Raw genomic sequence first — 576 nt, forward strand, 5'->3', positions numbered from 1 at the left:
GTCACGTTGATATCAAACGTTTCGGTGGCTTGCAGCGACGTTCCTGTGGAATTCTCGTAGTAAATTCCATTATCGTCCGCTGTAACCGTCAATGAAATCGCTGAACTGTTCACGTCACTTGCATCGACAAAAACACCGACATTTGGATCTGTCGAAGTCAACACCGCATTAAGTTGGGACAACGTCCCCATCAACACGGTTTCACCCGCTAAACCAACACCTTGCGTCACACCACTGCCGGATGGCGCGATAACACTGACATCACCTTCACTCGTGCTGAGCGAAATCGTCATGATCTCGTTCTCATGGATACCCGTGAAATCCACATCTGCTATCGTAATGCCTGATATTTTTTGACCTGCCGATTCGAAGATCGTGCTGGTTACTAATGAGCCATCAATCTCTGGAGCATCATTAACCGCTTGAACGTTCATGACCGCAGAACCGCTGATTGTGATTGGATCCGGTGCTCCATTGGTTGTGCCATCATCAGTAATGTCATAGACAAAACTCACGTCGCCGTTGAAGTTTTCTGATGGCTCAAAGCGCCATTCCGTCGCGCTAATCTGCGTGATC

Annotated in this window: 1 protein-coding gene; it reads right to left on the reverse strand. The window is 48.3% G+C overall.

Annotated features, from left to right (window positions below; genetic code table 11):
- Positions 1-576, reverse strand: a 576-nt coding sequence (locus R7Z50_RS29530) for a hypothetical protein (RefSeq protein ID WP_318150017.1), incomplete at both ends; no start/stop codon positions are given.

Source organism: Vibrio sp. 1249-1, assembly GCF_033340495.1.